24 protein-coding genes are annotated in these 24412 nt (G+C 39.9%); 17 read left to right on the plus strand and 7 right to left on the minus strand.

Annotated elements, in window-relative coordinates:
• Nucleotides 1-170 precede the first annotated feature (170 nt).
• From rsgA to KTV93_RS01060, 4 genes are read right to left on the minus strand one after another with little or no spacing between them, the layout of a single operon-like run.
• Nucleotides 171-1097, minus strand: a complete 927-nt coding sequence (rsgA, locus tag KTV93_RS01045; protein WP_218249483.1) for a ribosome small subunit-dependent GTPase A — start codon at nt 1095-1097, stop codon at nt 171-173.
• On the minus strand, nt 1094-1882 hold the full coding sequence (locus tag KTV93_RS01050; protein WP_218249484.1) for a Fic family protein: 789 nt from the start codon (nt 1880-1882) through the stop codon (nt 1094-1096). The genes rsgA and KTV93_RS01050 overlap by 4 nt, the downstream gene beginning before the upstream one ends.
• A gap of 3 nt (nt 1883-1885) precedes the next feature.
• Entirely contained in the window at nt 1886-2953 is a 1068-nt protein-coding gene (locus KTV93_RS01055) for a chorismate mutase (protein WP_218249485.1), read from the minus strand.
• Nucleotides 2954-2996: 43 nt separating this feature from the next.
• The gene (locus tag KTV93_RS01060) at nt 2997-3419 is read right to left on the minus strand and encodes a hypothetical protein (protein ID WP_230259173.1); all 423 of its coding nucleotides are present in this window, start codon (nt 3417-3419) and stop codon (nt 2997-2999) included.
• A 10-nt stretch (nt 3420-3429) separates the two neighbouring features.
• Between KTV93_RS01060 and KTV93_RS01065 the strand changes: the two genes are divergently transcribed.
• Nucleotides 3430-3609: a hypothetical protein gene (locus KTV93_RS01065; RefSeq protein ID WP_218249486.1), complete on the plus strand. Its 180-nt coding sequence runs from the start codon at nt 3430-3432 to the stop codon at nt 3607-3609.
• Here the strand turns inward: KTV93_RS01065 and dnaX are convergent.
• Nucleotides 3590-4675 (minus strand): DNA polymerase III subunit gamma/tau, encoded by a 1086-nt coding sequence (dnaX, locus tag KTV93_RS01070; RefSeq protein ID WP_218249487.1) that lies wholly within the window; start codon nt 4673-4675, stop codon nt 3590-3592. The genes KTV93_RS01065 and dnaX overlap by 20 nt on opposite strands.
• A 1338-nt stretch (nt 4676-6013) precedes the next feature.
• Between dnaX and KTV93_RS01075 the strand changes: the two genes are divergently transcribed.
• From KTV93_RS01075 to KTV93_RS01135, 13 genes are all read left to right on the plus strand, one after another.
• Entirely contained in the window at nt 6014-6745 is a 732-nt protein-coding gene (locus KTV93_RS01075) for a hypothetical protein (RefSeq protein ID WP_218249488.1), read from the plus strand.
• Complete coding sequence (locus tag KTV93_RS01080; RefSeq protein ID WP_218249489.1) at nt 6742-7632, plus strand: hypothetical protein; 891 nt, start codon at nt 6742-6744, stop codon at nt 7630-7632. Before KTV93_RS01075 ends, KTV93_RS01080 begins: the two co-directional genes overlap by 4 nt.
• Nucleotides 7625-8089, plus strand: a complete 465-nt coding sequence (locus KTV93_RS01085) for a hypothetical protein (RefSeq protein ID WP_218249490.1) — start codon at nt 7625-7627, stop codon at nt 8087-8089. The genes KTV93_RS01080 and KTV93_RS01085 overlap by 8 nt, the downstream gene beginning before the upstream one ends.
• Before the next feature lie 144 nt (nt 8090-8233).
• Nucleotides 8234-9121 carry a hypothetical protein gene (locus KTV93_RS01090; protein WP_218249491.1) on the plus strand — a complete coding sequence of 296 codons (888 nt, stop codon included), beginning with the start codon at nt 8234-8236 and terminating at the stop codon, nt 9119-9121.
• Nucleotides 9122-9282: 161 nt separating this feature from the next.
• The gene (locus tag KTV93_RS01095; RefSeq protein ID WP_218249492.1) at nt 9283-9789 is read left to right on the plus strand and encodes a hypothetical protein; all 507 of its coding nucleotides are present in this window, start codon (nt 9283-9285) and stop codon (nt 9787-9789) included.
• 387 nt (nt 9790-10176) lie between these two features.
• Entirely contained in the window at nt 10177-11574 is a 1398-nt protein-coding gene (locus KTV93_RS01100) for a serine hydrolase domain-containing protein (protein ID WP_218249493.1), read from the plus strand.
• Nucleotides 11575-11632: 58 nt separating this feature from the next.
• Nucleotides 11633-12142 (plus strand): GNAT family N-acetyltransferase, encoded by a 510-nt coding sequence (locus KTV93_RS01105; RefSeq protein WP_218249494.1) that lies wholly within the window; start codon nt 11633-11635, stop codon nt 12140-12142.
• Between the two features lie 73 nt (nt 12143-12215).
• Complete coding sequence (locus tag KTV93_RS01110) at nt 12216-12611, plus strand: tautomerase family protein (protein WP_218249495.1); 396 nt, start codon at nt 12216-12218, stop codon at nt 12609-12611.
• Nucleotides 12612-12765: 154 nt separating this feature from the next.
• Nucleotides 12766-13302: a helix-turn-helix domain-containing protein gene (locus KTV93_RS01115; RefSeq protein WP_218249496.1), complete on the plus strand. Its 537-nt coding sequence runs from the start codon at nt 12766-12768 to the stop codon at nt 13300-13302.
• A gap of 84 nt (nt 13303-13386) precedes the next feature.
• Nucleotides 13387-14298: a hypothetical protein gene (locus tag KTV93_RS01120; protein ID WP_218249497.1), complete on the plus strand. Its 912-nt coding sequence runs from the start codon at nt 13387-13389 to the stop codon at nt 14296-14298.
• Between the two features lie 39 nt (nt 14299-14337).
• Nucleotides 14338-14844 (plus strand): MepB family protein, encoded by a 507-nt coding sequence (locus KTV93_RS01125; RefSeq protein ID WP_218249498.1) that lies wholly within the window; start codon nt 14338-14340, stop codon nt 14842-14844.
• 128 nt (nt 14845-14972) lie between these two features.
• Nucleotides 14973-15698, plus strand: a complete 726-nt coding sequence (locus KTV93_RS01130) for a hypothetical protein (RefSeq protein ID WP_218249499.1) — start codon at nt 14973-14975, stop codon at nt 15696-15698.
• A 51-nt stretch (nt 15699-15749) separates the two neighbouring features.
• Entirely contained in the window at nt 15750-16391 is a 642-nt protein-coding gene (locus KTV93_RS01135; protein ID WP_218249500.1) for a DoxX family protein, read from the plus strand.
• A gap of 80 nt (nt 16392-16471) precedes the next feature.
• On the opposite strand, the gene cphA is transcribed toward KTV93_RS01135, so the two are convergent.
• A complete protein-coding gene (cphA, locus tag KTV93_RS01140; RefSeq protein ID WP_218249501.1) occupies nt 16472-19102 on the minus strand; it encodes a cyanophycin synthetase in 2631 nt (876 codons plus the stop codon).
• Nucleotides 19103-19301: 199 nt separating this feature from the next.
• Between cphA and KTV93_RS01145 the strand changes: the two genes are divergently transcribed.
• Together KTV93_RS01145 and KTV93_RS01150 are read left to right on the plus strand one after the other, a co-directional pair.
• Complete coding sequence (locus KTV93_RS01145) at nt 19302-20189, plus strand: cyanophycinase (RefSeq protein ID WP_218249502.1); 888 nt, start codon at nt 19302-19304, stop codon at nt 20187-20189.
• A 55-nt stretch (nt 20190-20244) separates the two neighbouring features.
• On the plus strand, nt 20245-21087 hold the full coding sequence (locus KTV93_RS01150; RefSeq protein WP_218249503.1) for an isoaspartyl peptidase/L-asparaginase: 843 nt from the start codon (nt 20245-20247) through the stop codon (nt 21085-21087).
• Between the two features lie 60 nt (nt 21088-21147).
• Here KTV93_RS01150 and ppdK read toward each other — a convergent pair whose 3' ends face one another.
• A complete protein-coding gene (gene ppdK, locus KTV93_RS01155; RefSeq protein ID WP_218249504.1) occupies nt 21148-23964 on the minus strand; it encodes a pyruvate, phosphate dikinase in 2817 nt (938 codons plus the stop codon).
• A gap of 236 nt (nt 23965-24200) precedes the next feature.
• Between ppdK and KTV93_RS01160 the strand changes: the two genes are divergently transcribed.
• Nucleotides 24201-24383 (plus strand): hypothetical protein, encoded by a 183-nt coding sequence (locus KTV93_RS01160; RefSeq protein ID WP_218249505.1) that lies wholly within the window; start codon nt 24201-24203, stop codon nt 24381-24383.
• Nucleotides 24384-24412: the final 29 nt, after the last annotated feature.

Here is a 24412-nt window from a genome sequence, read left to right on the forward strand (position 1 = left end):
TGTTTTTTAATGGCGCAAAAGTACAAAAACTTTTATATATTTGTACCGAAAATTCCTTTGATGAGAGGCTAATTTATTTTGGCACGGAAGTTGTAAATTTACTTTCGATTCTCATGTTTAATTTGAGTTTTCATGGTTATTAGTTTTTACCCAGCTTCGGCTGGGTTTTTTTATTGGGCAGTATTTTCTTCTGCCTCTTCCATCAGTTTCAGGTACGTCATGTATCGCGTTTCCTCTATTTCGCCGGTTTCAAGCTGATTAAGTACGGCGCATTTCGGTTCGTTGATGTGCATGCAGTTGTGAAATTTACAGTCTCTCCCCACCCGGAAAATCTCGGGAAAATAATGCTGTATTTCTTCCTTCTCCACGTCAATCATCGCAAATTCCCTTACACCCGGGGTATCAATAACGCTTCCGCCAAAATCCCAAAAGTGCATCTGTGCAAAGGTTGTGGTGTGTTTTCCTTTGAGTTGTGTGGCCGAGATTTCTGAAGTCTTAAGATTTAGATTGGGCTGCAGCGCATTGACCAGAGTAGATTTACCGCTTCCGGAATGCCCGAAAAATACCGAAACCTGATCTTTGATGATGCCCTGAAGGAGTTCTAAATTGAGTTTAGAATAGGATGAGATCTCTAAAGTGTGATACCCAATATTCTGGTAAAGCGCCTCAATATTCTGAACAATTTCTTTGTCATCATCGCTTAAAACGTCCATTTTATTAAAAAGGATGAGCGGCTTAATGTTGTAGGCTTCGCAGCATGCGAGGAAACGGTCCAGAAATCCAAGGGAGGTTTCCGGGAATCTTAACGTATAAATAAAGCAAGCAATATCAATATTCGAAGCAATGATATGCGCCTCTTTCGAAAGGTTGACCGACTTGCGGATCAGGTAATTCTTTTTCGGTTCAATCTTCGTAATCCACGCGACCTCATCCTGTTCCAGGGAGAACTCTACTCTGTCGCCTACCGCCAAGGGATTGGTAAGTCTGGTTTTAATGAGTTTGAATTTACCCCGGATTCTGGCTTCAAAGAATCTTCCTGTTTCCTGTTCTAAAACCTGGTACCAGCTTCCCGTAGATTTGGTGATAAGACCCTTCATGTGTTTTTACTGATTATTGCATTTGCTGACATAAGCATGAAATCTAAAGATTTTGAGAAATCGGTGTCTTCATACTCAAATCCTGTTTTTCTAAGATTTTTATAATAGACGGGAAGATCCTGGTAGTAATTCTTCTCAGTCTGAAGAGCGAAACCTTTTTCGTTAAAATGGGATACTAAAAACCACTTTTCCAGCAGTCTCCCCGCACGCCCGTTACCATCATAAAAAGGATGAATTTTCACGAACCAGAAATGGATCTGCGAGCTGTAGTATAAGACCTCTAACTCATCTAAATCCAACGATAACACTATTTCGATATCATGAAAGAGCTTATCAATTTCACTTTTTACGAGACCTGGATCTGTAGCTGAATACTCGATCCTACCCTCCGAATTCATTACTACCATCGGAGAATTTCGCAGCAGACCCTGCTGCGATTTCGGCAGTAAATTTCGGGTTAATATCGCATGTGCTTCCAGGAAATTAGTGAGGTTCAGTTCTTTTATTTTCAACAGTTCGTAGGCTGCAAACAAATCATCTGCTCTCAAAGTATAGTCCGGTTTAAACTCTACTTTTAAGAATTTATGTTTCAAAAAACTGTCAAGTTCTATGTCTTCACCTTCAATTTTAGAAGAAAAAACAGAGGAAACAGCATTGTAAAAATCAAAATAATTTACGTCAATTTCAGAATCGCCTGCATCATTTATTGAATCGAGCAAGCGGTCGCCGACTTCATTCCTGAAAGCATCCAACAACTCATCACTCAATAATTCAAAACCGTTCATTGTTTAAATATTATTCTGAATTTCAATCGACTCCTCATGGATGGCTTTGAAAACCTTTTCGATGAATTCCTGAGACATTCCTGTTTCATCTGCTTTCTGGTTGGCGTATTCGGTGATTACTCTCCAGCGGTCTGGCTGGAAGATGGCAATGTTATTGTCCTTTTTCAGCGTTCCGATTTTTTCTGAAATCTTCATTCTGTGAGAAAGCAGTTCAATAAGCTGGAAATCGAGATCGGAAATCAGCGTACGGTGCCGCCCCATTTCATCATCAAAGGCAGAAATATCGGAGTTTCTGATTTGTAAATTGCTGATCAGTTCAGCGAGAACTTCCGGTGTAATCTGCTGCGAGGCATCGCTCCAGGCCTCGTCCGGAGTGCAGTGTGTTTCGATAATCATTCCCTGATAGCCGACGTTTAATGCTTCCTGAGCGATTCCGGCAAGGCCTGTTCTGTTCCCGCAGATATGCGACGGGTCTACCAACATCGGAATATTGGGAAACTGATTCTTAAAATCCAGTGCAATCTGCCAGTTCGGGATATTTCTGTATTTTGTTTTCTGATAGGTTGAAAAACCACGGTGTATTGCTCCAAGGTTTTTAACATCCTGACCTAAAAGTCTTTCAAGGGCGCCAATCCATAAGGCAAGATCAGGGTTTACAGGATTCTTTACCAATACCGGTTTGTCGGTTCCTTTCAGCGCTTCAGCTATTTCCTGAACGGTGAATGGATTTACGGTTGAGCGTGCACCAATCCATAAAATATCTACATCAGCCTCCAAAGCGGCAGCGACATGATGGGCGTTGGCCACTTCGGTAGCGGTTTTGAAGCCGTATTCTTCCTTTACTTTTTTCAGCCAGTTGAGGCCGATAACCCCTACCCCTTCGAAGCCGTTGGGTTTGGTTCTGGGCTTCCAGATTCCGGCTCGGAAAACCGGAACCGGTGCGTTGGATTCCTTGATTCTTCGGGCAGTTTCAAGCATCTGCGATTCGCTTTCGGCGCTGCATGGGCCGGCTATCATTAAAGGGCTGGGAAAATCCTGAAGCCAGCTGTTTTCTAAATTTTGTAAGTCCATTGGAATATTGGTTGGTCAACATCGATGTTGACTCCGTTTGGTTTTAATTTAAATCAAATTTGAAGATCTCATCTAAATCCTTTAAAAGAGGATTAATCTCAGCAAATTTATCGAAAATCTTCCGTTTGGTGATGATTTCTTTCTTCAGGCTGGTATCATTTTTATATTCGATGGTGATATTGAAATGATTTACCTTGTGCATGAAATGGTTGAAGAAGTCTGCCCTCACCTTTTCAAATTCTATTTTCGCAGATTCTGAAGGATAAGTGACCTCAACGATATCCTCACCTTTTTTCTGCAGTCTGAAGGAACTGATCGCGCTGTAAATGATGATGTCTTTGCGCTGAAGATCTTTGAGGAACTGCTCCCACTCCTTCTGCAAGTCGGTCTCTGTAAAGTGGTTGCTTGGGAGCGTTTCTTTTGCGGTGGTAACCGGTTTTTCCTCTTCCACTTCAGTTTTGTTCAAAACGGCGCTGATGCTGAATTTGGAGGATACCTTACGGGCTGCAATGGGCGCGGCGGTTTTTACGATTACGGGGGGAGCTTCCCTGGGAATTTCTTCTGAATCGGCCGGTTTGGGTTCTGATTTCGGGAGTTGGATGGTTGGAGCTGCTGTTTTAAGAAGCGGCGCTAATATCAGATACTTTTTTTTTTAACCTCAGTTCCTGCGGCTGTCAGAGACGAAAGCTGCATTAAAGCAATTTCTACCGTTAGCCTTGGATTCTTGGAGTTTTTGTAATTGATGTCGGCATGGTTACAGATTTCAATCGCATCAATGAGCTGCTGGGCATTCCACTTTTTGCTCTGTTCGGAGAATCTTGCTTTGGTTTTGTCGCCTACTTCAATCAGGTTTAACGTATGAGGATTCTGCGCCATCATCAAATCACGGAAATGGCTGCCCAATCCTGCAATGAAGATATGCGCGTCAAAACCTTTTTTCACAATTTCGTTGAAAGCGAATAGCACATCGGGAATCCTGTTTTCATGCGCCAGATCTACGATGTTGAGATACTGGTCGTAATCAAGAATATTGAGTACCTCGGCGGCTTTGGCGAGGGTAATGTTTTTCTGGGTAAATGTAGAAAGTCTGTCGAATATGGAAAGCGCGTCGCGCAGTGCGCCGTCGGCTTTCTGGGCAATCAGGTAAAGGGCATCGTCTTCATAAGTGATGTTTTCCTTTGCTGCGATGTTTTTCAGGTGACTCTGAATGTCTTCAATCGTAATTCTTTTGAAATCGTAAATCTGACAACGGGACAGAATGGTAGGAATGATCTTGTGCTTCTCTGTCGTCGCAAGGATAAAGATCGCGTGTGCAGGCGGTTCTTCAAGTGTCTTCAGGAAAGCGTTGAACGCCGCTGAGGACAACATGTGCACCTCATCAATGATATAAATCTTGTACTTCCCTACCTGTGGGGCAAAACGCACCTGATCCGTCAGTTCGCGGATGTCTTCCACGGAGTTGTTGGAAGCGGCATCGAGTTCGAAGATATTGTAGGCAAAACCGTCTTCGGAAGTGGAACCGTCGCGTTCATTGATCTTACGGGCCAGGATTCTCGCACAGGTGGTTTTACCCACCCCTCTAGGACCACAAAACAAGAGCGCCTGGGCTAACTGGTTTTCTTCAATGGCGTGTTCGAGCGTATCTGTAATATGGGCCTGCCCCACGACAGTATCGAACTCCTGGGGGCGGTATTTTCTTGCAGAAACGACGAAATTTTCCATTGGTCAAAAATAGGGAAATTATTGAGATGATAAAATTATTGGCAAAAATTATTGAGTGTAAATGCAGGAAGTTTTTGCAGGTGATCTTCAGTTATTTTATAATGCTGTTGGTTCTGACCCAGTTCGGGAACTCCAATCCGGGGGACATTAAGTACCCTTTCCTTTGACTGTCCTTTAACATTTCTTTGAACTGAGTTACTATTTCAGGGAGTGAAGTGGTTCTGTAAACTGAAGCGAATTTCCGGTGATGTTGTTGCGGAGTTGTTGCGGACTCGTTGCCAAAAAGGGTGTTTTTTGGGAAGCGGCGGCTAGGATTCCCGAAGGAGAGTGCGAGAAAGGTCGTTATTTTTTATCTTAAGTTCTTTTGCCTTGATGCAAAAGAACGAAAAAATCAAGACTGGATCTTTTTGCCTCATCTTTTATATATTTTTAATTGAATCGGCGATCCGCCTTAGGGCGGATTGCTAAAAAACTGCAATTTCTTCGAGAAAATTCCCTAAACTCGGGCGGAAAGTCAACAAGTTTTTGTGTACACAATTTTTTGCCGCCACTCAGACAATGGGGATTTTTAGGTATTGCCAATTGAAGATTTGGTTGCGAAGAAATTCCATTTTTCTTAACGCAAAAATCTCCTAGGTCGTTTCAGCAATATTTAGAAGCGTTGCACTGCGAGGACGCAAAAGTATAGGGTTGGGAAATCAGCGAAATCAGCGAAATCAGTGAATCAGCGAGGGCTTAAAGGTAGTTTTTCTTAAACGCAAAAATCTCCCAGGTCGTTATTCAACTCATTAAATCCTATCATCAGCGTTATCAGGAAAATTAGCGAGAGTTTAATATACTTACTTTTTGCTTCATTTTTTTCTTCGTTTGAACCCTGCCTTTGAGAATCTCCTAACGCAAAAATCTCCGAGGTAGGAAAAGCTGGTGCTAAAATGTAAAGAATGCCGCTTTTTTCCAAAAATTTCCATTAAGGGAAAGAAAAGGGCAGTTTTGTCCATTTACGGGAAAACTGCTGTTCTCAGGCAATATGAGGTAAACGCACAGTATGACAGGGATTTTCAAAGGAAACAGCAGCCTGAGGAAAGAAATGAATGACAAGTTTCTATATCCTTTGTATATCCTTTGTCTAACCGTTGTATATCCATTCTATATCCGTTGTATATACACTGTCCGTATACTGTTCGATGTTGGGAGTCTGAGAGGCATATTACAAAACGGCTGAAATTGACAAACACTAAGACCAGAAATAATTTAGAATGAGTAAAATCTGGTTGTCGACGGGAGAAGTTTTGTATATTTGAGAGTTGTGTGTAATTTATCAAGAACGCTCGTCATAAAATGAATGAAGTCGAAAATCAAAATCTATTTACTTATCACTTAATTAAATTATCATTTTTTTCAGCATTAAAAAATGTTCTTTCCCCAATTACCAAAACTAAAATTAAAGGCCTAATTCACGAAGAAACGATGTCTGCAATGGAATTGGGTTCTTCTATTTATTCACCAACTAGATTATTTTCAAGGACAATAGTTGTTTTTGCTCAATGGGAAGATGAAAATCAATTTTCAGAATTTCTACAATCAAATTCTTTGGGCAAACAACTTTCAAAAAGCTGGTATTTAAAACTAAAATTTATCAGACAATGGGGAGCTATTTCACATTTTAATATTCCGAAAACTCACATAGAAATTGACAATGAAAATCAATCCGTAGTTGCTGTCACTTTAGCAAGAATGAAATACACAGAAATTCCAAGATTTTTACGTTGGGGAAGACCTGTAGAAAAATTAGTACGTGATCATTCTGGTACTACTCTATCTTTGGCTTCAATTCGTTATCCAAATCTTATTTCTACATTTACTATTTGGAAATCACAAAAGGAAATGTCTGAAATGGTTCATGGTCATTCAAAAATGGAAAATCCAAAACGTCATTCAAATGCAATGAAAGAAAGAACTCGAAAAGATTTTCATTTTGAATTTACAACTCTTCGATTTCTTCCCATTTCGGAACACGGAATATGGAACGGAAAGAAAAACTATCTAAATAACGAAAAAACCAAACTATGAATTTAGCTTATACAATGCAGAAATTCCAAGATTGGTTTACACAGCAATGGGTAATCTTTACTGGTCGAAATTTTAGTCCAAATGAAGACAATTGGCTAATCGGTCCATTCGGAGAAGTTAATGGAATTGGAGAAGAATTTATCAATCAATTAGCTGAAAAAGAAAATTTATCAGTAGAAAGAAATTCAATATCTAAAGGACTTTTAACATCTATTAATCAACTGAATTTAAGTAAAAATGAAATAAATAGTTTATCGAAAAAAGTAATCGAATTTTACGAGAAAACTTCAAATTATGAACTTGTGTTTGATGTAAAATGGAATCCGTTTTTCAAACCGTTTGGTTTCGTTGTTAATCGACTTTTCAGCAAAAGAATTAATCAACTTAACATTCCTTTGCAAAACAATAATCAAGAAAAATTGAATAGTGAAATCATTCAATTATTTGACAAAAATACAAACGAATTAAAATATACCATTTGGTTAAGAAAAGTTGAAAATACTGGACAAGTTATTTATTCTGGTATTTATGGAACTTGCAAATTGCCTTCAAATCAAACTTTTATAAAAGCCATTTTTCCTTTACCAAAAGGAAATGCAACTGTGATTATGAAACCAAGTGTTGGGAAAAATAGAGAATTAATTTTAGATTCTTCAGGCAAAAATTTTGGAGATGCAGGATTTTACTTTTTGCTTAACGACTCTAAAAATAATTATTGGGCAAAATTTGTACGTTCATTTACAGACCAATTATCAATTCGAGAAAAAGATGATTATCTTATCGCAACTCAAACGCTAAAACTCTGGAATCTAAAAGTTTCAGAATTTAATTATAAAATAAACTACACACAACAGCAGTTACATGCAATCTTACAAAAACATGTTTAATCGAAAATTTTTGATTTTTTTAATATTAATCTTGAATAGTTGCTCCAAAATTATTCCTGCTAAATTCTGGACAGAATTTGACAAAGACAAAATAAAATATAATTTTTCTGATCATGGTCCTTTCGGAGGAACAACTATTATAAATTGGGAATCTGAAAATTATAAATTAGACAAAAATTCAATAATTTCGTTTGCGGAGAAAAATGGTTGGAAATTAGCCGACAGTATGAATGTTAAAAATGGTGAGTTAAACACCTCAAAAAGAAACTACTCCGTAGAATTAATAGGGAAAAATAATAAATTTGAGACTGACTTTAAAAATTCTACTGTGTATCTTTTTGAAACCGGAATGATTGCTGTTAAGCCAGGGAATTCAACTGAAACACAAATTAATGGCTTTTTAATTCTGAACAACCGTAAAACGAAAATGAAATTATTTCACAAATGGGGTGAATAAAAAGACTGCCTGTAACAAAGTATTTCTATTAGCGGGGCTGAAGTTTACATCATAAAGATTTTCGCTAATTGTCCTTTTCGTTATATTTACAAAGATTAGTAATATACAGCCGTTAGTTCGTAATGATAACAAATACCGTTTTAAATGAAAACACTACAACTCTTATTTATTTTCATTTTTTCTGTTTGCTTTTCGCAGGAGAATACTCTTTATGAAAGACTTTCTGCTTTAAAAAATAACGGGAAGATTTGGTATAATATTGATGGTTACAGTGTAACGAGCGAAACTTTTAATACTGCATTTGATGAAAAAGGTCTGAAAAAGATTTTCAGGAAACACCAGATCCAGGAATCAGATGCTAAGCTAAAAAACAACCGGATCAGGTATAATAATCTTTCTGTAACAAAGCAGCAAAAAATTACGGACAACAATTTTCAAACGGACACTTATTATTTTGTCGAAACTCCGGATAAGAAAACGAATGTTGTTTGGTTTATCAAAAACGGCACACCGGATAAGGAAACCGAAGAGCAATTAGTTAACGCCATTATCGACAATAAAATTCCGGATCAAAACTTTGTTTCTATGGAAATTGGTTCGATTGATTTTGCAGGAAGGAGTGTTGAACTGGGAAACAGGTGTTACTGGACTTTTTTGAATACCGTTCAATGTCCGTATTCAGGAGAAATGAACTGGAGTATTCACAGGACGCTGCAGGATGCAAAAGAATCAGTTGAAAATCAACTTAACGTCACGAAATCAAGAAAGGGAGGAAAGGTTACCTCTGAAGAACTTGTAGATCTCCAATTTGAGGGCGTTCCCACAAAAGCGAAGAAAGTGGTTTATGATTTCACAGGGCTGACCTCTGCATTAGCCGGAATGTCGGGTGGAAAATCGCTGACCATTTATTATATCGCAGAAAACATCAGAAATAAAAACGTGAGCTGTGTGATGAGTTTCTGGAATAATGATCAGATTAATTCCGAAACTAAGCTTCCGGCGCTTTTAGAAAAGTTTGTCAGTGTCAATTGATTGCACCACTAACCTATCCCCTAAATGATGAATTGGAATTTTACAAAAACAATTACAGACGGAGAACCGTTTTGCAAATCTATGTGATTGTTCTGCTTTTTAAAATTCCCAAGTCAAATTCATAACTGCCTATCCTCCAGCCTCAATTTAAAACAAACAGAATGTTAAACAGAGATTTCTTTAGAATTTTAATTAAGATTATCGGTCTATACTTTTTTATCCAGATTATCTTCGGAGTCATTCCGTCTCAGATCTCAGTTTTAGGATTTGACTCTGATTTGAGTCAGAAAATCGGCACTTTAATTTACATTCTCATTATTGTCTTATTCAGTATTGCAATTCTGTACTTTCTTATACGTTTCCCCGACCGGATTATTGACCTGTTTAAACTTGACAAAGGTTTCGAAAACAACAGAATTCCAGTAAACAATTTCAATTCCAAAAACATTGTAACCCTTGCACTGGTGATCATTGGCGGATTTTTGATTCTCGAAAATCTTACCTCCGTAATCTCCTACCTGTACTACGATCTTAAACGTGATTTTAACCCGCTGTTTCCCAGAGATCCGAATAATACACTAAACTTAGTACTCGCAGCTTTTAATCTCATTTTGGGATGCTTATTAATCGTATTCAGGAAAAGTATTTCCGTGTATCTGGATAAGTAAAGTATGGGTGACATGGGGACTATCCGGGGATTTGAATTCTATAAATAAAGATTTCATACCTGCTTATTTTTTAATGTAGAGAAATTACTATCTACTTGCTTCCCCTTTGCTGATAATGAATCTTTTAAAAAATGCAGCGTACAAAATAATTCAAAAACAATTAGTAAATTTGAATTGATTATCAGGATATTGAAATTATAAAAGTTTCATTACCTGACCAGTTGACAACACGACCGACGCAGTAAGAGAAGTAATCTAATGGCTGTTAACCTGGAGAATCTGGAGTGCATTATTCGCAATATCCGGTATGCAAGACTTTGCATGGGATTCATCAGCAAGCAGTCTGTCTCCTATTTTCATATTCATTAATAACTAGCACAACAAACAATGAAAAATATTATTCGATCATTACTGGTGCTTACAGGTGTGTTTTGCGGTGCATTTATGTTAACCGCGCAAGACCGTGCTACGCAGTTCGACAATATTTTCACCCAGCTGCACCGGGACAATAAATTCTCCGGCAACGTGCTGATCGCCGAAAACGGTAAACCCATTTTTCAAAAAAGCTACGGGTTTGCTTTCAGAGAAAAAAATGAGCTGCTCAATTCCGAATCTATTTTTGAAATCTGTTCTATTGGTAAACAGTTTACTGCGATGCTCATCATGATGCTTGAAAAACAGGGGAAGCTGAGTTATAGTGACAGTCTGCGAAAGTTTCTTCCGGATCTCCCATATCATAACATCACGATCCGCCACATGCTTAACCATACCTCCGGCCTACCGGATTATGTTGATCTTGCAGAAAAACATTGGGACAGCACTAAAATTTTGATGAATGAGGATGCAATTGCACTGTTGGCCGAGAAGAAACCCCAAGTTGAGTTTTCACCCGGCACACAATGGCAATATTCCAATACAGGATATTTGCTGCTGTGTAAAATAATTGAAAAGGTGAGCGGTCAGAATTTTATAACCCAGGTGAAAGAAAAAATCTTTCTGCCACTTGAAATGAGCCACACAGAGGTTTACAGGAAACGGTATGAAAAGAGAACAATCCCAAACTATGCGTATGGCTATGTAAAAGACGAAAAAACAGATACGTACATCATGGCGGATAGTTCGCAGGTTGATAAAGCGTTTGTTTATTTTATGGACGGTATTTATGGCGATGGGGTTACCAGCAGCACCGCTCCCGACATGCTGAAGTGGGAGCAGGCGCTGTACACCGAAAAACTTGTTTCGAGGGAGATGATCGAAGAAGCCTTTTCGCCTGCTGAACTCAACGATGGCACTACTTTCGGATACGGTTTTGGCTGGATGATAAAAAACACGAAAGAATTTGGAAAAATCCTGATGCATTCGGGCGGATGGCCCGGTTACAAAATGTGGATAGAGCGACATCCTGATACCAATAAAACCATCATCATTTTCGCAAATGCAGGTGATGCTTTCGAAAAATTAGGAAGTGTACGTTATCTGCTTTACAATATGGAAGAACCTCCCCAGAAGGAAATACAGCTGACCCGCACCCAGAAGAAGTCTCTTACCGGAAGTTATCAGTTTGGTACGCAAATGATTCATGTATCGCTGACGAAAAACAAATTATACATACAAAGCACCCGGCAGGCTAAAAAAATAAACTTATCTGCAAATGTGGATGGCAGCTTTTTCACGAAATTTAAAGGAGAAAAAATCTGGTTTCAAAAGAATAATAAAAATGAGACCACCCATTTGCTCATCGACAGTAATACTTATCCTGACAGGTTATTTAAAAAAAAGGAATAACCCTGCACATCGTGAATCAGGATACTAAACATCACATCAACCATCCCAATAAAATGAAATGAGACTTCCACCATACGACAAATTTCCAATCATTTCGGGCAACAAAATAGTGTTAAGAGAGATTAAGTCTTCCGACATTAATGATATTATTGAAATCTCATTCTACGACGCTGTTCAGGCTACAACACCTGAACAGGCCATAGCAATGCAGGCTAAAATAGACCTTGATTACCGTAATGGAAATTCAATTCACTGGGGTATTGCAGATCAATCAACCGATAAAATTGTTGGCACCTGCGGTTATTATCGCGGTTTTGACAACGGAGAAGGAGAACTGGGTTGTGTGCTATTGCCCCAATACCGCGGCCAGGGTTATATGACTTCTGCCCTGTCTTCAGCAATTGAATTCGGACTCCATACTATCGGATTAAAACGCATTTGGGCAGTTACGACCCTACAAAATGAAAAAGCCATAAAACTTATTGAGCATCTTAACTTTGTAAAGATTAAAGATCTGGCTGATGATGAGGTGGAATATGAATTAAAGCAACTGTTAACCGAAACGTAATCTACTTTTTATAAAGAACTTACTGTACTGTGAAAATAAATATCAAATAACCAATACTATAAGAAAATTAAATATGCCAGCCATTTTAATAGAAGTCAGAAAAGACTATAACGAAGCAGAAGGAAATAAGATCATCGATGCAGTTCATTCAGCAATGGTAACCGCATTTCAAATACCAATGGAGGATAAAACCATCAGACTTTTAGTGCATCCACCTCACCGATTTGCTGTTTCACCAACAAAAACACAACCAGAATTATATACACTGATTAGTGTTGACGCATTTTCGGGACGTTCAATAGATGCTAAACGAAAACTGTTTAGCGAAACCGTTAAAAACCTGGCTGAATTAGGCATTCCAAAAGACCACATCCTCATTGTTGTGAGAGACAGCATGAAAGAAAGCTGGGGTGTACAGGGTGGACAATCAGGATATGATGTTGATTTAGAATTTAAAGTCGAGGTGTAAAAAAGGTAGAATGTTAAAACAAAACGATCCTATATTTGCAGTATTATATAAACATAACTACTGATGAATGCAAAAGAACTTGCAAAAAATCTCTTTTTGAAACCTCCCACAGAGATGCCAAACCCTTATCTGCTATTTTAATAGCTCCCAAAAAATGAACAAAGTAAAATATTGGCGGGAAAAACAGCATCTTACTCAGCATGAACTTGCAGAAAAATCGGGGCTTTCATTGAGGACAGTTCAGCGGATTGAAGCCGGAAGCCCATTAAAAGGATTTACCTTAAATGCAATAGCAAAAGCATTAGAGCTAAAGCCTGAAAGTCTGTTCGAAAGAGAAGAAATCAACAATACGGAGCGCTCCAAATTAATCAACTTATCGGCGCTTGCAGGCTTGGTTATTCCCTTTGGCGGAATTATTTTTCCTCTGATTCTGACTTCAAAAACAAAGGATTTTTATAACAGACAGCTTGGAAAAAAAATAACTGAAATTCAAATTATTCTAACCTTCCTGCTTTCTGTGTTTTTAATCATAACTCCCTTTATTCAAAGAGAATTTCAAATACAGAAACCACTTTTCATGTATGGTCTTATCACGTTTTGTATTCTTAAATTAGGAATTGTCATCATTAATGGCATGAGTTTGAACAAATCCCAAAAACTTTCAATAAGCCTGAAAGACAGCTTCTTATAAGCTGTGACATCAGATTGTCATAAAAATGTCGTCCTGTTTTTTCTCTGATTTTTAAATTATAAAAGAATATTGCAGAAAAAAACAATGAACTTATTTAAGAAGATTTTAAGCATTACTTCAATTCTCATACTGCTGTCACTCCTATCCGGATATTTCTATTTTGACAGAAAATTCACTCCAGACAAAAATTATTTACACGTCAGTAACGAAAGCGGAACAGTTAAAATAAAATGGGAAAACAAGGCAAAAAAGGCAATGCTTTTACCTGTCCACTTCAGCCTGGATACTGTGACGTATTATATGCAGTTTGATACCGGAAGCCCATACACTATGTTTTATAAGAATTCCATTGCGGGAATCAGTAAAGTTGCTACAGCTGGAGATCATGCTGAAAGCAGTTTTAAAATAGGGAATTCTATCGTGCAGTCTGATCATTTCAAGGTGATCGACTTCGGAAATAAACCGGGTGATAATGCAATCAATATCATCGGAACCATCGGAACAGATTTGCTTGAAAACAGGAAAACAGTTCTAAATTTTAAAGACAATTATGTGATTTTCAACTTAACATCTGAACCCAAAAACTTTGAAAATAAAACGTTTGACTTTAAATTCAAAAAACGGAAGATCATTATTCCTGCAGTTTTAGAAGGTAGAGATGAAGAGTTTTTGTATGATTCGGGAACAAGTGCATACCAACTTCTAACCAATAAAGATATCTGGGAAAAACTTAAACTGAAAAATTCAAAAATCATCACGGAGAAAGGCCGGTCCTGGAATAATCTTCTTACCACGTATACCGCCGAAACAGAAAAAGACATTATCTTTAAAAACACAAAAATCCCGCTTAGCACTATGACTTATGTGGAAGGATATTCAAAATCACAGTATTATCTCATGAAATTTTCAGGAATGTCGGGAATGCTGGGAAATGAAATCTTTTTACAGAAACAAATCTATTTCGACGCTAAAAATATGAAGATGGGGATTGAATAAAAACTGCAATTAAATGATATTGGCAGACAAAATAAACTGATGGTTAAAGAATTAATAAGGCTCGAAAAACTGCTTTCTGCTACTCCTCTATCGCAAATTTCAAATGTTGTGGAAGATGCGGAATCAAAAGACTATTCAGGATATGATTTTGAAGCCGGAAAATACCAGGTCAAATTCAGAAAAGCGAAAATCACTCCAAAAAAGGTGGGTCAATTTGTGACGCTGTGGAGACGGAACGCTGATAATGAAACCGAACCTTTCAGTGAAACGGATCATTTTGATTTTTGTATCATTCTGACCGAAGAAAATGAAAAGCATGGATTGTTTTTATTTCCTAAATCGGTATTGGTAAAGCAGCACATTCTGTCTACACATGCAAAAACAGGAAAACGTGGTTTTCGGGTTTATCCGACCTGGACAAAAACAGAAAACAGACAGGCGGAAAAAACTCAGAGGTGGCAATCCCATTACTTTTTGGACTTCTCAACCGAAAATAATGAAATTCAAAAGCGCGTATCAGAAATTACATCGAATATTTTTTTCTAACTTAGTAAACCGTAATTAGCTGATGATTAAGGTCGTGAACGGGCGAAAGAGTTCAGACATTGTAATCCCAGCATTCGCCAATGAGGAGCCGTGATGTGATATTTTAAAAATAACCTCTTGTTGATCCGATGGAAAAGATACTAAAAAACCGAAAGCCCTCTTTTTTTCTGGTCATGGCTATTGTAGGGTTGTTGGCTGCACTCATAGGTTTTGCCAAAACCTTTTTTATTCCTGTTGCCAAGGGCAGTTTCGAAGCTCCGGTTATTATCCATGTTCATGGTGCTTTTGCATTCGCGTGGATTTTTTTACTTGTCATTCAAACCAGTTTAATACATTTCAGGAATTACCGTTTGCACAAATATATGGGCATCTCGGGAATTTTCATTGCTGCAGGAATCTTTATCACGATGATTCCAACTGCAATTTTTGTGGTTCACCGGGAAATGTCGCAGGGGTTTGGTGAATCGGCGTACTCCGGATTATTAGGTGTCGTAACTTCAGGTGTACTTTTTTTCGGACTTGTTTTAGCCGGCATCATTAACAGAAAGAAACCTGATTATCATAAAAGGCTGATGCTGTTAGCCACCATTGTGGTTTTATGGCCGGCATGGTTCCGTTTCAGGCATTACTTTCCTTCTGTACCGCGACCTGAAATTTGGTTTGCACTGGTACTTGCAGACAGCCTTATTATTGTCGCGTGGATTTGGGATCAACTTAAAAATGGCCATATACATCCTGTTTTTAAATATGTTGGAACTTTTATTATCATCGAACAGTGTCTTGAAGTCGCGATGTTTGATACTCCAATTTATCAGAAAGTTGCGAAATGGCTGTACCATTTACTGGTGATTTAGTGGATGAATCTTTACTGTAACAATCATTTGAGTTATTTCGACTAACCGCTTATGAAGTACAAAAAGTTAAGAGAAAACCGCTTTAACCGTTGGTTTATCATTCATTTGCGTTATCTGCTGGGGGCTGCATTTATACCTTCAGGCTACACCAAACTTATTGGAAACCGGTTTACTCAAATTTCAACAGATCATCCGATCGGTTACTTTTTTGAAGGGCTTTATCAGTCAGGTTTTTATTATAACTTCATTGGATTTGCACAGCTTTTGGCCGGCTTTCTAATAATGACACAGCGTTTAGCTACGCTGGGAAATTTAATTTATTTCAGTCTGATCGTTAATATCTGCATCATTACCATAAGCCTTTCTTTTAAAGGAACCTGGCTGATTACTTCGCTGATGCTTTTTTCCTCCACTGTCCTGTTAATCTGGGATTCTCAGAAGCTCAAGCCCATATTTTCATCCCATTCTACCCGGAGTTCCAGAGCATACACCGAGCCATCAGTTTGCTGGCAGCTTACAGGAATGGTCTATTTTTTACTTTTTATAAGTTTCTCAGTTTTTAACTTCGGTGCAGGTTCGAGCGGTTTTGTTGTAGGTTTGATTTTTATAACATTCTCATTATCAAATACTTTTAGGTATCTGAATCATCGAAAGAACAAAAATGCTGATGATAGCAAAGCATTTCCGCAATGATCTTCCCGTAATATTAAGAAACAAATTACCACAAAAAATCCCTTCATTCGAAGGGATTCTATATTTACGAAAAAAGGCTCTTAAAGAGTTGTGCCCTCTTCTAAGATTTCCTTATGCTGGTATTCCTGCACGAGATCGATAGCGTTGGAAATAACATCGCTCAGGGCGGTGATAAAGGTGTTTTCCTCGGCCAGGCTCATTGCGTGTTTCAGCGCATCGATTTCCTTCGGAATAATCTCGTAGCTTACATCTTTACCTGAACTCTGCATACCGTCGATCACCAGACCGTTGATCTCGTCCTCGGTTCGGCCGCGCAGGTGCTTTTCGTTGCGGATAATGATATGGTCGAACATTCTGCCGGCAATCTTACCACACTCGCGGATATCTCCGTCGCGGCGGTCTCCCACACCGGAAATGATTCCTATTTTTTTGGGTGAATCCACATTTTTCAGATAATCTTCAATGGCCTCATAGCCTGCCGGATTATGGGCAAAGTCGATAAGAACCTTGAACTTTTTAAATCTGAAAACATTGAGTCTTCCCGGAGTCAGAGCCGGGCTTGGAATAAAGGTTCGGAGTGAATTGGCGATATCTTCGATGGCAAAACCCTGCAAATACGCCGCGAGACTTGCCGCCAACACATTGGAAATCATGAATCTGGCTTTACCCTCCATGGTGATCGGCACGTTGATGGCCTTTACGATCCTGATCTTCCAGTCGCCTTTTTTGATGGTGATGAAACCATCTTCGTATACGCAGGTGACTTTTCCCTCTTTTGCAAATTTTAGGATATGGGGATTGTTCTCGTCCAGACTGAAAATCGCTACTTTAGACTCAATATCGGGCATTAGTCTCATGGAATAGTCGTCGTCGGCATTCAAAACGCTCCAGCCGCCTTTTCTAACAGAATCAAGCACTACCCTTTTTACACGGGTTAGATCTTTGAGGTTATGAATATCATTCAAACCAAGGTGATCTTCTTTAATATTTGTCAGAACGCCTATATCACAGGAACTGAATCCTAATCCGGACCTCAGGATTCCGCCCCGTGCAGTTTCCAGAACAGCAAATTCTACCGTCGGATCCTTAAGGACGAATTCCGCGGAAATAGGGCCTGTGGTATCACCCTTGGTGAGCATGGTATTCTGGATATAAATTCCATCGGAAGTCGTGAAACCTACTCTGTAACCGTTGTTTTTTACAATATGTGCGATCAGTCTGGTCGTAGTCGTTTTTCCATTGGTTCCCGTTACTGCAATGATCGGAATCCGGCAAGGTTTACCCTGAGGATAAAGCATATCTACTACCGGAGCAGCTACGTTTCTCGGTAAACCTTCACTCGGTGCCAAATGCATCCGGAATCCCGGTGCAGCATTCACTTCAAGTATTGCACCGCCACTTTCTTTGAGCGGCTGCGTAAGATTTTCGGCCATAATATCGATTCCGCACACATCCAATCCTACAATCTTGGAAATCCTTTCGCACATGGTGACATTCTCCGGGTGAATCATATCAGTTACATCGATGGACGTTCCGCCTGTAGAAAGGTTTGCAGTGGATTTCAGATAAACAATTTCGCCCTTTTGAGGAACGGTTTCGAGGGAATAATTAAGTTTTTCAAGAAGTTCGTTGGTATCTTTATCAACCAGAATTTCTGTGAGGACATTTTCGTGTCCGTACCCTCTTCTTGGGTCCAGATTTTCTTTATCAATAAGCTGCTGGATGTTCATTTCACCGTCGCCAACAATATGGGCAGGCACTCTGCGCGCCGCTGCCACCATCTTGTGGTTAATGACCAGTACCCTGAAGTCGTAGCCGGTAATGTATTTTTCAACAATCACCCTTCTGGAATATGCCTGTGCGTGCTGAAGACCGATGATGGCGCTTTCCATATCATTTACGTTAATGGATGATCCTTTGCCGTGATTTCCGTCAAGCGGCTTCAGCACAATTGGGTAACCAATTTTACGGATTACTTTTTCGAGTTCTTCGGGTTCGGAAACCAAATCTCCTGACGGGACGGGGATTGCTGCTTCATCAAGCATTTTTTTGGTCAATTCCTTGTTGCAGGCAATATCCACTGCAATAGATGAAGTTTTACCGGTAATGGTTGCCTGAAAACGCTGCTGATTAACACCATAACCCAACTGCACCAAAGAATTACGGCCGAGCCGGATCCAAGGGATTTTTCTGGCAGCTGCTTCTTCTACGATACTGCCGGTAGATGGCCCGAGTCTTTCGCGCTCCCGGATTTCGCGGAGTTCCTGTATGCAGGCATCAATATCGTAATCGCGGCCATCAATAAGACGGGCGGCAATTTCTACGGACTGCTCAGCAGCATAGACCCCGGAATTCTCTTCAAGATAACTGAATACCACATTATAAATGCCCGGTGATTTGGTTTCCCGCGTCCTTCCGAAACCGGTATCCATTCCTGCCAGAGTCTGTATTTCGAGTGCAATATGTTCAATGACGTGGCCCATCCAGGTGCCCATTTCCACCCGCTGAAAAAATCCTCCTTCTACACCTTCGGAACAGCGGTGGGTGATAAGCGAAGGAATAAGTTTCTCGAGTCTTTCACGGAAACCCTCAATTTTATTGGTGGGAAGGTGCTCCACTTCTTCCAGATCCAGCCGCATCTGAATGAGTTTTTTCCTGCGAATGCTCCAAATATTCGGACCCTTTAAAACCTGTATTTTTTCAATTTTCATACTTAATTCTGTAAAGTTTAGTGATGGTGAGTTCGTGATATAAAATCAAAGATAAATGAAAAACATAATAATTCCTCAAAATTTTTTGATATTCCATGTAAATTCGACGCTCATAATTGTGTAAATATCAGTTATTCAGTTGTATTTTGTTGGCGCATCATTGGGTGAGAGTTTGATAATTTTTCTACATTTGCATTCTATGAGACCAGTTGGAAAATTAATGATCATCGGAGGTGCCGTAAACAAAGGCAGTTTTGCAGAAACCGATTACGACCAGAATGTAGAAAAAAACCTGAACTTTTTTGAGCGCGGAATTCTCAGAAAAATAATCAATGAATCCCGTTTAAAGGAAAATTCTATTATTGAGATCATCACCACCGCTTCGCAGATTCCGCAGATTGTAGGTCCAGAATATAAAAAAGCTTTTGAATTTTTAGGTTCCAAAACTGTCAACATTCTTGACATCCAAAACCGGGAACAGGCCAACAGCGACGCGATCGTTGCGCGCGCCAATGCTGCCGATGTAGTAATGTTTACCGGTGGCGACCAACTCAGACTCACTTCTATTCTTGGCGGGACAAGATTCCACGATGCCATCCTTCTGAAATACCAGGAGCAGGATTTCATTTATGCAGGAACTTCGGCAGGAGCCGCAGCAGCTTCGGAAAATATGATCTATCAAGGCTCCAGCAGTGAAGCCCTTTTAAAAGGTGAAATTAAGACCACTCAGGGTTTGGGATTCATTGAAAACGTAATTGTAGACACCCATTTTGTTCAGCGGGGCAGAATCGGCAGGCTTTTCCAGGCGGTAGTCAACAATCCGCGCACGCTGGGAATTGGGCTTGGTGAGGATACTGGGCTGTATATTCACGGAGATACGATGACCGCGATTGGTTCCGGGCTTGTGATTCTGGTGGACGGAAGATTCATTAAAGATACCAACCTAACCAAGATCGACCTTGGCCAGCCGATATCCATCGATAATCTCACGGTTCATGTGATGTCTCAGAATGATTTCTTCGATCTCAAAACAAAGGAACTCACGATCGTAAATTCTCAGTACAGCCCGATTCCGCAGGACCGTTAGTTTTCTAATTCAGATTACCGCACCTGTTTATAATACAGAAAACACAATTTTTTATATGAAAATCATTATCCACGGTGGATTTTTTTCCGAAAGTGACCAAAGCCACGAAGTGAAAGTGGCAAAACAGAATTCACTAAAATCAATCGCAGCACAGGCTTTTGAATATTTAAAAAGCCATAGTGCAGAAGAAACGGTTGTATATGTGGTTTCGCTTCTGGAAGATGACGCTCTTTTTAATGCGGGAACCGGCTCCCAAATCCAGAGCGACGGGAAAATCAGAATGAGCGCTTCCTTAATGAATGGCCAAAACCAGAAATTTTCTGGTGTCATTAATATTGAAAATGTAAAAAATCCCATTCAGATCGCTCAGGTTCTTATGAAAGAAGACGACCGGGTTCTCGGCGGCAACGGCGCAAAAATGTATGCCACGGAAAATGGTTTTCCAGACTACTCCACTGAAATCCCGCAGCGCAGAAAGGAATACGAAGAAAAACTGAAAAACGGCGGCAAAGGCACCGTAGGTTGCGTGGCCCTCGACCAGAACGGAAAGCTGGCTGCGGCAACTTCAACAGGTGGTAAAGGTTTTGAAATCGTGGGCCGTATATCCGATTCAGCAACCGTGGCGGGAAATTTTGCCAATGAATATTGTGCGGTAAGCTGTACCGGAGTTGGTGAAGACATTGTGAGCAACGCTACTGCTGCTAAAATCGTTACCAGAGTTACCGACGGAATGAAACTGGAAGAAGCTTTCGGCAAGACTTTCACAGAGTTAAAAGAAATAGACGGATTCGCGGGAGCGATCGCTATCGACCATCACGGAAATATATTTCATCAGGATTCTTATCCTACCATGGTTTTTGCGAGTTACGACGGAGATGAATTTGAAATCTTTGATTAATATAAAAACGGTCCCAAAATTTCGGGACCGTTTCTCTTCAAAAAATGATAAGTGCAAAGCTTATTTCTCTTCAATTGCTGCCTGCGCGGCTGCCAATCTCGCAATCGGTACGCGGAAAGGTGAGCAGCTTACATAATCCAGACCAAGCCGGTGGCAGAATTTCACGGATTCCGGGTCACCGCCATGCTCACCGCAAATTCCGACTTTCAGTTTAGGTTTTTCGGATCTTCCTTTTTCTACCCCAATTTTAATAAGTTCCCCAACACCACTCTGGTCAATGGAAACGAATGGATCTTCAGGAAGCAGTTTCAAATCAAGATATTTAGGTAAGAATCCACCGATATCATCTCTGGAGAATCCGAAAGACATTTGGGTAAGGTCATTGGTTCCGAAGCTGAAGAAATCTGCTACAGTAGCAAGGGAATCCCCTTTCAGTGCTGCACGCGGAGTTTCGATCATCGTTCCATAAAGGAAAGCGATTTCTTTTATATTCAGATCTTCCCGAACTTCATCATAAACTTTATCTACGATTTCTTTTTGGTGACGCAATTCGTGACGGCCCATTACTACAGGAATCATAATCTCAGGGAAGGCTTTTTTACCTTCTTTCTGCAGTTCACCTGCCGATTCTAAGATTGCTCTTACCTGCATTTCTGTAATTTCAGGATAGGAAACTCCCAAACGTACACCGCGGTGGCCCAGCATTGGGTTATTTTCGTGAAGAGCGAGAATTCTTCGGTTCAGAACGCTCATTCTTACGCCCAGTTCTTTGCTCAGTTCCTGTAATTTTTCTTTGTCGTGAGGAACAAATTCGTGTAATGGTGGATCGAGCAGACGGATGGTCACCGGATTTCCGTTCATTACTTCCAAAGTGGCTTTAATGTCTTTTTTTACATATTTAAAGAGTTCATTCAAAGCAGATTTTCTTTCCTTCACTGTGGTGCTCATAATCATTTTTCTGAGGAGGAACAGTGGTTTTTCGCTTCCTTCGCCATAGAACATGTGTTCGGTACGGAATAATCCGATTCCTTCGGCACCAAAATATGCGGCCTGCTGTGCATCCTTCGGGGTATCAGCATTGGTTCTTACGCCTAATTTTTTAGCTTTATCCACCAAGGTCATCAGGACTTTATAAGATGCATTCTGATTAAGATCGGTATTTGAAAGTTCCAAAACACCTTCGTATGCAAGACCTGTGGTTCCGTTCAGGGTAAGCCATTCGCCTTCATGAATTTTCTTACCATCGTGAGTGAGGAAATATTTTTCCTTTTCGAAGATTTGGATATCATTACAGCCTACGATACAGCATTTACCCCAACCTCTGGCCACTAAAGCAGCATGGGAAGTCATTCCTCCTTTTGTAGTAAGAATTGCCTGGGATTTGTGCATCCCGTCAACATCCTCAGGAGAAGTTTCTTCACGTACGAGAATTACTTTTTCGCCTTTCAGCCCCCATTCTACTGCTTCTTCAGAAGAGAAGATTACGCGTCCTGTGGCACCGCCGGGACCAGCTGGAAGTCCTTTTGCAATCGGCTTGTTTTTCTTTTCTTCTTCGGGATCGATCATCGGTAAAAGAAGTTCAATCAACTGATTAGGACCTACGCGCATTACGGCTGTATCTGCATCGATGAGTTTTTCTCTGTACATATCGGCCGCCATTTTTACTGCAGCTACACCGTTACGTTTTCCCACGCGGCACTGAAGCATATACAATGTACCCTTCTCAATGGTAAATTCTATATCCTGCATGTCTTTGTAATGTTTTTCCAGACGTTTCTGGATTTCATTCAGCTCTTTATACTGCTTAGGCATTAACTTTTCTAAACTTGTAAGATCTTTGGAATGATCGTTTTTGGAGGAATCGTTAATCGGCGCAGGAGTACGGATTCCCGCTACCACGTCTTCACCCTGTGCATTTACCAAATATTCACCATAGAAATGGTTGTCGCCGTTGCCCGGATTTCTTGTAAATGCCACCCCTGTACAGCTGCTGTCGCCCATATTTCCGAAAACCATTGCCTGCACATTCACTGCAGTTCCCCACGCATCAGGAATTCTCTCGATTTTGCGGTATTCGATGGCCCGTTTACCGTTCCAGGACGCGAATACTGCACCTACGCCACCCATGAGTTGATCCCATGGATCTTCAGGGAACTCGACTTTTAAATGTTTTTTAGTTAAAGCTTTAAATTCCTTAACCAGTTTTTTCAGATCTTCTGCAGAAATTTCGGTATCAAGTTCTACGCCCCTTTCCTTTTTAAGTTCACCTAATCTTTCATCCATAATTTTACGGATGCCTTTTCCTTTGGCAGGTTCCATTCCGCCTGCTTTTTCAATAACGACATCTGCATACATCATTACGAGTCTTCTGTAGGCATCATAAGCAAATCTCTCGTCACCAGTTACCTGAATCAAACCTTTTACGGTGTCATCATTCAGTCCGATATTAAGCACAGTGTCCATCATTCCGGGCATTGATCTTCTGGCGCCGGAACGAACAGACATCAACAGCGGATCTTTTACATCACCAAATTTCTTACCCATTAATGTTTCTACCTCTGCCAGAGCATCTTTGATCTGTTTTTCCAGATGAGCGGGATACGTTCTATTATTATCATAGAAATACGTACATACTTCTGTAGTTACCGTAAATCCAGGCGGAACAGGAAGTTTGAGGTCGGGGTGGCCGGCCATTTCAGCAAGGTTAGCGCCCTTACCGCCGAGAAGGTTCTTCATCGATTCATTTCCGTCTGCCTTTCCTCCTCCGAACGAATAAACGTACTTTTCTGAAAGAGGGTTTTTACTGGATCCGTTTGCGTTTGCTTTTGCTCCGTCTACGGAATACACCTGGTGTTCTGCTTTGGCTTTAGTAGTCATTTTATGTTGATTTTTAGTTACTTCCTTTTAAAAACACAAGTAAATTTACGCAGAACCATAACTTTATAACTAAATATAAAAGTGACAATTATCAACATTGACAAATTTCATATCCGGATAAAACTCATGACGATGAAATAATCAAATTTTTGTTGCAGTCATATTCATTTAAAATGTAAGAATAAAGAATTGCATCATTTTTGCACCGCTCCATCCCAACATTAAAGATTATCACTATGAAAAAGTTATTAGCTCTTGCCCTTTTAGGAACCTTATCATTTATAAGCTGTGCTCAGAAAGAGGAAAAACGCGAAGAATACAAAGAAGAACACAGTGCCGATGAAAGAAGAAATGCCGGGGTAGATTCCGCGGCATTTGAAAACGAGTCACAGAAAGAAGACTCGCTGAAAGTAGAATAAAAAAAATGCGTCGATGGACGCATTTTTTT

The sequence above is a fragment of the Kaistella faecalis genome (assembly GCF_019195395.1).
Lineage (GTDB): Bacteria > Bacteroidota > Bacteroidia > Flavobacteriales > Weeksellaceae > Kaistella > Kaistella faecalis.

Excerpts from the sequence above, each read along its gene's own strand:
- KTV93_RS01095 (WP_218249492.1), top strand. The coding sequence starts at position 9,283 with ATGTTAAACAGAGATTTCTTTAGAATTTTAATTAAGATTATCGGTCTA.
- dnaX (WP_218249487.1), bottom strand. The coding sequence starts at position 4,675 with ATGGAAAATTTCGTCGTTTCTGCAAGAAAATACCGCCCCCAGGAGTTC.
- rsgA (WP_218249483.1), bottom strand. The coding sequence starts at position 1,097 with ATGAAGGGTCTTATCACCAAATCTACGGGAAGCTGGTACCAGGTTTTA.
- KTV93_RS01130 (WP_218249499.1), top strand. The coding sequence starts at position 14,973 with ATGGAAAAGATACTAAAAAACCGAAAGCCCTCTTTTTTTCTGGTCATG.
- KTV93_RS01055 (WP_218249485.1), bottom strand. The coding sequence starts at position 2,953 with ATGGACTTACAAAATTTAGAAAACAGCTGGCTTCAGGATTTTCCCAGC.
- KTV93_RS01105 (WP_218249494.1), top strand. The coding sequence starts at position 11,633 with ATGAGACTTCCACCATACGACAAATTTCCAATCATTTCGGGCAACAAA.
- KTV93_RS01160 (WP_218249505.1), top strand. The coding sequence starts at position 24,201 with ATGAAAAAGTTATTAGCTCTTGCCCTTTTAGGAACCTTATCATTTATA.
- ppdK (WP_218249504.1), bottom strand. The coding sequence starts at position 23,964 with ATGACTACTAAAGCCAAAGCAGAACACCAGGTGTATTCCGTAGACGGA.
- KTV93_RS01085 (WP_218249490.1), top strand. The coding sequence starts at position 7,625 with ATGTTTAATCGAAAATTTTTGATTTTTTTAATATTAATCTTGAATAGT.
- KTV93_RS01065 (WP_218249486.1), top strand. The coding sequence starts at position 3,430 with ATGCTGAATTTGGAGGATACCTTACGGGCTGCAATGGGCGCGGCGGTT.
- KTV93_RS01050 (WP_218249484.1), bottom strand. The coding sequence starts at position 1,882 with ATGAACGGTTTTGAATTATTGAGTGATGAGTTGTTGGATGCTTTCAGG.
- KTV93_RS01100 (WP_218249493.1), top strand. The coding sequence starts at position 10,177 with ATGAAAAATATTATTCGATCATTACTGGTGCTTACAGGTGTGTTTTGC.
- KTV93_RS01075 (WP_218249488.1), top strand. The coding sequence starts at position 6,014 with ATGAATGAAGTCGAAAATCAAAATCTATTTACTTATCACTTAATTAAA.
- KTV93_RS01150 (WP_218249503.1), top strand. The coding sequence starts at position 20,245 with ATGAAAATCATTATCCACGGTGGATTTTTTTCCGAAAGTGACCAAAGC.
- cphA (WP_218249501.1), bottom strand. The coding sequence starts at position 19,102 with ATGAAAATTGAAAAAATACAGGTTTTAAAGGGTCCGAATATTTGGAGC.
- KTV93_RS01145 (WP_218249502.1), top strand. The coding sequence starts at position 19,302 with ATGAGACCAGTTGGAAAATTAATGATCATCGGAGGTGCCGTAAACAAA.
- KTV93_RS01115 (WP_218249496.1), top strand. The coding sequence starts at position 12,766 with ATGAACAAAGTAAAATATTGGCGGGAAAAACAGCATCTTACTCAGCAT.
- KTV93_RS01125 (WP_218249498.1), top strand. The coding sequence starts at position 14,338 with ATGGTTAAAGAATTAATAAGGCTCGAAAAACTGCTTTCTGCTACTCCT.
- KTV93_RS01080 (WP_218249489.1), top strand. The coding sequence starts at position 6,742 with ATGAATTTAGCTTATACAATGCAGAAATTCCAAGATTGGTTTACACAG.
- KTV93_RS01135 (WP_218249500.1), top strand. The coding sequence starts at position 15,750 with ATGAAGTACAAAAAGTTAAGAGAAAACCGCTTTAACCGTTGGTTTATC.
- KTV93_RS01120 (WP_218249497.1), top strand. The coding sequence starts at position 13,387 with ATGAACTTATTTAAGAAGATTTTAAGCATTACTTCAATTCTCATACTG.
- KTV93_RS01110 (WP_218249495.1), top strand. The coding sequence starts at position 12,216 with ATGCCAGCCATTTTAATAGAAGTCAGAAAAGACTATAACGAAGCAGAA.
- KTV93_RS01090 (WP_218249491.1), top strand. The coding sequence starts at position 8,234 with ATGAAAACACTACAACTCTTATTTATTTTCATTTTTTCTGTTTGCTTT.